The following is a 7,297-nucleotide window of genomic DNA, read 5'->3' on the forward strand; positions in this document are numbered from 1 at the left end:
CCGAACCATCATTTGCTTTTGTAATATATCCAACAGTTGCTTCAGTTAAACGCTCATCACCACGACTATCATAAACTTTACCGTCAGCAGCTCTATAGTAGCTTGCTCTAAAATATGATTCTGGGCGTATATTTATACCATTTCTAGTATCACGCTTCCCTGAATGTTCACGAGATACTGCTAAGGCAAGTTTTTTCTCCGCTTCTTTTCCTTGTTTTACTAATTCTTCTATTTCTGAAGCAGTTAATTGTGGATTTTCTAATCCTTTCTTAACAGCAAGAACTGTTTCTTCTACACCTTTTAACAACTCTTTTGTTTCAGGTCTAGTGATTTCACTTGCAGATTTTAGATATACGTCTAAATTCTTCGCAAGAGTTTCAAGCTTCCCTTTATCAGGAGCTGTTGACTTTTTATTCTCAGACTCTTTCTTTTCAGAAGTGCTAGGTTCTGAATTTTTATCTATTTTTTCTGAAGTATTCGCCTTATTATCTACTGTTTTTTTCTCGTCTACTTGACGACCTTCTTCCTGAGCCTTTTCAGTAGTCTTGTCTGCTTTCACAACAGTTTCTTTAAGTTTTTTTGTAATTTCTGTTAGTTTCGCTACCTGAGCATTAACTTCTTCTGCACTAGCAGTATCTTTATCTAATACTAATTTCGCTTCAGATATACTTTGACTTACTTCATCATAGATACTAGCTATTTTATCTTTTTCTGTAGTTCTAAATAGTGTATCTAAGCTAATTGTTAATTTTTTTAATTCTGCTTTGTCCACTTTTACAGTAGCAACAACATCAGATGTTTTTTCTATAATAGCCGACTTATTTGTACTTGATGTAGACTTATCATCTAGTTTTGAATTTTTGTCGCCACTAGATGAACCATCTGCTGATTTACCACTAGCTTGTGCATTTTCTGATGTTGGAATATTTTCTGCTTTAGCAGAGACTCCTCCAAAGAAAATCAGGGATGCAACAGCTACACTGGCAGCACCAAAATGATATTTTCTTATTGAAAAACGCGTTAGTTTTTCACCATTTTTATATTGATATCTCATAAATATCATTACTCCTTTTTCATAATTTTTCTTAATATTTAATATAATTTATATTTTTGTTGTTAACAATCTAGTAAATAAAAACTTGTAAACACTTTAATTATAATACAACATCTAGCTTAAATCAACTTTAAATGTAACTTATTTTCACAGTTAAATATAATAATAATTTATAAACTAATTATGATATGAAAATAATTGATTTTTATATATAATTCATATAAAAACCGCGCCCCTACAAGTTTTTTTTTTTTTTTTGTTTCAACTTTTTTTAACTATTCTTCTTAGTTAAAATAAAGTATGTTAATAAAAAAATATTTACTTTATTAATTAATTGATATTGAAATCTATAGCCTTTTAGAGTTTTTATTAACAATTTTATGTTTTAAATAAATTCACTTAGTGATTTTATCTCTTTACAGATTTCCTTAAACTATGTATAATCTATATTCCCCTCTCTCCCTCTCTTACAGATAAAAATGGGAGGAGTAAACGTATGTATTACTTTAAAATAAAAAACAATATAAAAGTTCCTGTTAGTAGGGAGATATATTCTCAGATAAATTCAATTCAAAATCGCACTAATTATGCCGCTAAAAAGCTTAAGGAAAGTGGATTAATTTATTATGAGAACTATTCTTCCGAAAACAACACTGGGGAGAGTCGAATTAAGGATTATTCTGCATTATTTACAGAAACGATTATCAAAGAACATTTGTATAATGCACTTTATGATGCTTTAGCTACTCTTTCTATAGATGATCAATTACTCCTGTATAAGCTGTATGTAAACAATTCATCTTTACGAGGAGCTATGCAGAATAACCTTAATCATCCTACAAAAGTCAAGCGTCACCAAGAAATACTACTGAAAAAATTAGCTATTTTGTTAAAAGAATATGAAGAGGATTTTTTTGACAATATAACTAGATAAATTTTTTAGTTTTTTGTGACAAAAGGCTATTTTTTTCACTTATAATAATGAGGGGATTTTTAATCTTTTGTAAGAGTGGGAGTCTGCTAAATCACCTATTATTTTCATATTTCTATTTACTATATTTATTTTAGTTTTCACATTTATAATTACATGATTCGTCCTTATTAGGAGATGTTCTACATAGAGAGGAGCTAGAGGAGGACAATTATAATGAAAAGTTTTATAGAATTAAACGAAGATGACACTCAAAGATTTTACGAATTATTAGAGGTTAAAAAATTTCTTATTAAAAGAGCACTATATAAAGTAAATATTCCACAGAAATTGCATGATGAGTTTTATGGTTATGGGATGGAGGGGCTTCTTGTTAGTTTCCTTATCTTACAAGATGGTGGGATAGACCCTTCCGATTTTGATAGATTTGCTTTTGTAACTATTAAGAGAAAACTCATCGATGAAATTCGTAGAAGAAACAGACACGAGAGTATTCCTTTAGATATATTCGAAAATAATTCTGATGTGGTTTGCAATGATTATGATTTCTTATATATCGAACTTATAAATTATCTAAAAGACACATTAAATCTTTCTGAATGGGAATTTTTTGAGAAATATACAAAGACATTGAATGTTAAAAAGACAGCTATTGCTTTAGGAATATCACTTGCTAGTGCATACAGACTACACAAACATATTAAGGGAGTTTGTGAACAGTTTCTATTAAATATTTAGGATTTCATCCACTCTATGTAGACATCTGCCTGATTCCATTTTTCTAGAATTTTCACCTAGAGTTATTTTCTATAGATAACCTAAACTCCCACAAGGTAGATCTAACTTTTAGGAGGATAACCCGGGGACTAATCTTGATTACTTTTTATCGAATTCCTCATTATTTTTTTACAATAAATAATAATATAAATTTTATTTTCTTATCATTTTTTAAACCATTTACTTAACTAGGATTGAAAGAATTTATTAAAATATTTATTTTCTAAATTCTAATAAGATAATTTCATATTGAATTTTTTTAAAATATATTTTATACTTATATCGTAGACAATAAAAGGAGCTTAAATTATTATGAAAAACAAAAAATTTGTTATGACCGTATCATCAGTTTTAGCTACTGTTGTTCTTGCGACAGGATGTGCTCAAAAAACTGAAGAAAAAAAAGAAGAAAATAAGAGTGGAGATAATAAAATAACTCTTACTTATGATCAACTTAGATCTAGAGAAAATACTATGGGAGCTTTATGGTATCAAAATGCTGCTGAAGTAGATGCATTATACCAACAAGGTTATAATATTGCAACTAATAAATTAAAAGAATTATTAAAGCAACCTACTAATAAACCATACTCTATCGTATTAGATATCGATGAAACAGTATTAAATAATATTCCATTCCAAGTGAAAATGGTTAAAGATGGTACTGCATTTAATCCTAAATTATGGGATGAGTGGGTTCAAAAAGCTGAAGCTACACCAGTAGCTGGAGCAAAAGAATTCTTACAATTTGCTGATAAAAACAAAGTTCAAATTTACTACATCTCAGATAGAACAGACGCTCAAGTAGATGCAACTATTAAAAACCTTGAAGCACAAGGATTGCCTGTTCAAGGAAGAGATCACCTAATGTTCAAAAAAGAAGGTGATAAGTCTAAAGAAGGACGTCGTCAAGAAGTTATTAAACATACAAATCTTGTAATGTTATTTGGGGATAACTTAGTTGACTTCGCTGAATTTTCTACTAAATCAGAATCTGATAGAGATAAAATGTTTGAACAATTAAAAGCTGAGTTTGGTGATAAATTCATCATTTTCCCTAACCCTATGTACGGATCATGGGAATCTGCAGTATACAAAGGTGAGAAAAAAGATGCTAAAGAGCAATCTGAGGCTCGTATGAACGCCTTAAAAGGATACTAATTTTATAAAATAATATTAGACAAGTGGCTTAATTTATTTAGTTAAACATATTAAGTCACTTGTTTTATTTTTCTTTAAGATTATATTTCTTGATTGAAAATAAATATAAAGGTATAATTAAGTAGCAAAGCATATAACAGCTTATTTATTATTCATTAAATTAGGAGTCAAGGATGAAAAAGAAAAATTTAAAATATGTTCTTATACCGGCATTTGCAGCTACTACACTACTTCCTATCTTAACAAACGACAACCAAGCTCAGGCTAGCGAAAACAGTAATACAGTGTCTGCTCCTGTTAATAATACAGTAAATAATACGAATTTAACAACTGAAAATCAAAATTCAAATACTACTACAGAATCATCAACTATAGACGTAAAACCTAATGCGTCAAATAATAATGGTGAAGCTTCTTCTGATAAATTAGAAGATAGTGCTTCTTCTAAACCATCAATTCCTTTCACAGTAGCTGAATATAAACAAAAGAGTGCTTTAGAACTTGCCCAACTAATTCGTGAGAAAAAAGTAACGAGTACAGAATTAGTTGATTTAGCTTACAAAGTTATATCTGAAGAAAATCCTAAATTGAACGCTGTTCTAACAACTGAAAATGGAAAAATCCCTAACGCTATCGTAGAGGAAGCATACAAAGCGGCGAAAGAAATAGACGATAGAATCAAAGCTGGTTCTCTTGCTGCTAATCCAGTAGATTGGGCATCACAACCATTCTTAGGAGTTCCAACATTGATTAAAGGATTAGATGCATTAAAGGACGGTGATGCTTCTAGTGGGGTTATTTTTAATAGAGGGAAAGTATCTAAATCTAGTGGAGGAGTAGCAAAAGAATTTGAAAAACTTGGTTTTGTTATTCTTGGTCAAACTAACTATCCTGAATTAGGTACTAGAAATATCACGGATTCTAAATTATTTGGTCCAGCAGGAAATCCTTGGGATCCTAGTCGAAATACTGGAGGTTCTTCTGGTGGTAGCGCTGGTGCTGTAGCAAGTGGTATGGTATCAATTGCTAGCGGTAGTGATATTGGTGGTTCTATTCGAATCCCTGCTTCGTGGACAGGATTAATCGGACTAAAACCAACAGGACAAGGAGCCAAGTTCCCACTTGTAAAAACTATTGAAGATGCTAAAGAGTATTTCGATAAAACTAAAATCAATAAACCTAAAACATTAGTAGAAGTTCCTACAGATCTAAAAACTTTAAAAATAGCTTACACTCTTAAAACTCCATTGAAAGATGTAGAATTAAGTGAAGATGGAAAAAAAGCCGTACTTAAAGCTGTTGAATTTCTTAGAAGTCAAGGTTTCACAGTTGAAGAAATCACTGAGTTTCCTATCGATGGTTACGAAGGAATTAGAACATATACTATGCAATCTGTAGGACATATTTCATATACTTCCGCGGTTAAAGGTATTACAGATGAAAACAAACGTGATTTAGATCCTGCTACTTATGCATTAGGTACATCAATAGCCAAAGGTAAAAATGCTAACACTGACATTTCTTCTGCTAGACCTGCGTCTGAATATATCAATAAGATGAATGAATTTTATGGAAAATATGATTTATTCTTGATGGCAACAAATGCTGTTACTGCTCCATCGAATGATAAAAAAGTAGATCCTTATGTAGATCCAGAAGTTGAAGAAAAACTTTATAATATTAACGAGATAAAAAATCCAAAAGAGAGATTTGACCTACTTGTAAAACAATGGGAACCTATGATGAGAAGAACGCCGTTTACATGGTTATTCAACTTAACAGGAAACCCTGCTATTTCTTTACCTGTTTACAAGAGTGAAAGTAATCTTCCTCTTGGAGTTATGTTAGCAGCAAAAAATAATTCAGAAAAAATACTTCTTGAAATGGGACAATTATTCCAAGATAATAATCAGTTCATATTACATCCTAACGTAAGAAACACTGTTATTGCCGAAGATGGGAACAAAGTAAGAGAAAACGAATACGGAACTAAATACCAGTATTCTACACCTTCTGAAGCTCCTATTACGGATGCTCTTACACCTTACACTGCTAGTATCGAAGGACTTTCTGATAATGGCAACAAAGTACTTGTTGATAAAGATGGGAATGTTTCTGAGTTCAATACCCCTAGTGAAGCTCCTATGTCGGATACTATTAAACCTTTCACTAGTAAAGTAGATGGACTTTCAGAAAATGGGAATAAAATAGTTGTTGATAAAGATGGGAATGTTTCTGAGTTCAATATTCCTAATGAAGCTCCTGTGTCGGATACTATTAAACCTTTCACTGGCAAAGTAGATGGACTCTCAGAAAATGGGAATAAAGTAGTTGTTAATAAAGATGGGAATGTTTCTGAGTTCAACACTCCTAATGAAGCTCCTGTGTCGGATACTATTAAACCTTTCACTGGTAAAGTAGATGGACTTTCAGAAAATGGGAATAAAATAGTTGTTGATAAAGATGGTAATGTTTCTGAGTTCAATATTCCTAGTGAAACTTTTGTATCTGATAATACTAAACCTTTCTCTGGTAAAGTAGATGGGCTTTCAGATAATAGTAACAAGATAAATATTGATAACCAGGGCAACATTATAGAATACAACACAACTAAAAATACCCCGACAATATTAGAATTACCACACTTAAATATTAATAATAACACAACAACTATTACTATTAAGTCTAACGACAAAAGTATTAGCGTTGAATTTGGTAATAACGATGCGAAAGATCTAGAGTTTAAAGCTAAAGATATCACTAAGACAATAAACTTAGAAGATTTAAAAAATAAAATTGTAGCAGATAAAAATAATATCATTAAAAATAAGGATGAAATAACATCTGTTAGAGTCATTGATTTAGAATTACAAAAAAATAACGAAGAAATTAAACTTAATGTTCCTAGAACTGTACATATTGCCTTGCTACAAAATGAAAAGAACAAAGATATACTAGTCTATCACATTAAGAATGACAATACAATTGAGCTAGTTCCTTCACATGTTACAGAAAATAGCCTAAGCTTTACAGTAAATCATTTCAGTAAATTTGCTCTTATAACAAAAATAAAAACAGCACTAGCTTCGAGTGAAAAAGATATCAATAGTTCAGCAGTACAAGAAGAGAAAAAATTCACAATTATAGAGACAAGAGGAGCTAAATCAACTCCATTAAGCTCTCCAAAAACACTACCTAAAACTGGAGCACAAACTAATAATTTCTTAACTGCTCTTGGATTTTCACTTCTAGCTTTAACTGCCTTGTTAAAACGAAAAAATAATAACTAACATCACAAAGGGAGTGACTCAAAAATCGTGATTTTGATATGTACCCCTTTTACTGGACAAACCAGTGAAAGGGGTATTTTTTAT

Annotated in this window: 5 protein-coding genes; 4 read left to right on the plus strand and 1 reads right to left on the minus strand. The window is 30.8% G+C overall.

Going from position 1 to position 7,297, the window contains the following annotated elements; genetic code table 11:
* Window positions 1-1,054 (minus strand): YSIRK-type signal peptide-containing protein (locus tag RWS90_RS07370; RefSeq protein WP_314550088.1); only part of this gene is annotated, 1,054 nt, incomplete at its 3' end.
* A 496-nt stretch (window positions 1,055-1,550) separates the two neighbouring features.
* On the opposite strand from RWS90_RS07370, the gene RWS90_RS07375 reads away from it, so the two are divergent.
* From RWS90_RS07375 to RWS90_RS07390, 4 genes are all read left to right on the plus strand, one after another.
* Window positions 1,551-1,988, plus strand: a complete 438-nt coding sequence (locus tag RWS90_RS07375; protein WP_314550090.1) for a hypothetical protein — start codon at window positions 1,551-1,553, stop codon at window positions 1,986-1,988.
* 213 nt (window positions 1,989-2,201) lie between these two features.
* The gene (locus tag RWS90_RS07380; RefSeq protein ID WP_314550093.1) at window positions 2,202-2,723 is read left to right on the plus strand and encodes a sigma-70 family RNA polymerase sigma factor; all 522 of its coding nucleotides are present in this window, start codon (window positions 2,202-2,204) and stop codon (window positions 2,721-2,723) included.
* 351 nt (window positions 2,724-3,074) lie between these two features.
* Entirely contained in the window at window positions 3,075-3,923 is an 849-nt protein-coding gene (locus RWS90_RS07385) for a 5'-nucleotidase, lipoprotein e(P4) family (RefSeq protein WP_314550096.1), read from the plus strand.
* 173 nt (window positions 3,924-4,096) lie between these two features.
* Complete coding sequence (locus RWS90_RS07390) at window positions 4,097-7,213, plus strand: amidase family protein (RefSeq protein ID WP_314550100.1); 3,117 nt, start codon at window positions 4,097-4,099, stop codon at window positions 7,211-7,213.
* Window positions 7,214-7,297: the final 84 nt, after the last annotated feature.

Source organism: uncultured Gemella sp., assembly GCF_963529685.1.
Classification (GTDB): domain Bacteria; phylum Bacillota; class Bacilli; order Staphylococcales; family Gemellaceae; genus Gemella.

Coding starts and splice junctions, on each gene's coding strand:
- RWS90_RS07390 (WP_314550100.1), top strand. CDS start 4,097: ATGAAAAAGAAAAATTTAAAATATGTTCTTATACCGGCATTTGCAGCT.
- RWS90_RS07385 (WP_314550096.1), top strand. CDS start 3,075: ATGAAAAACAAAAAATTTGTTATGACCGTATCATCAGTTTTAGCTACT.
- RWS90_RS07375 (WP_314550090.1), top strand. CDS start 1,551: ATGTATTACTTTAAAATAAAAAACAATATAAAAGTTCCTGTTAGTAGG.
- RWS90_RS07380 (WP_314550093.1), top strand. CDS start 2,202: ATGAAAAGTTTTATAGAATTAAACGAAGATGACACTCAAAGATTTTAC.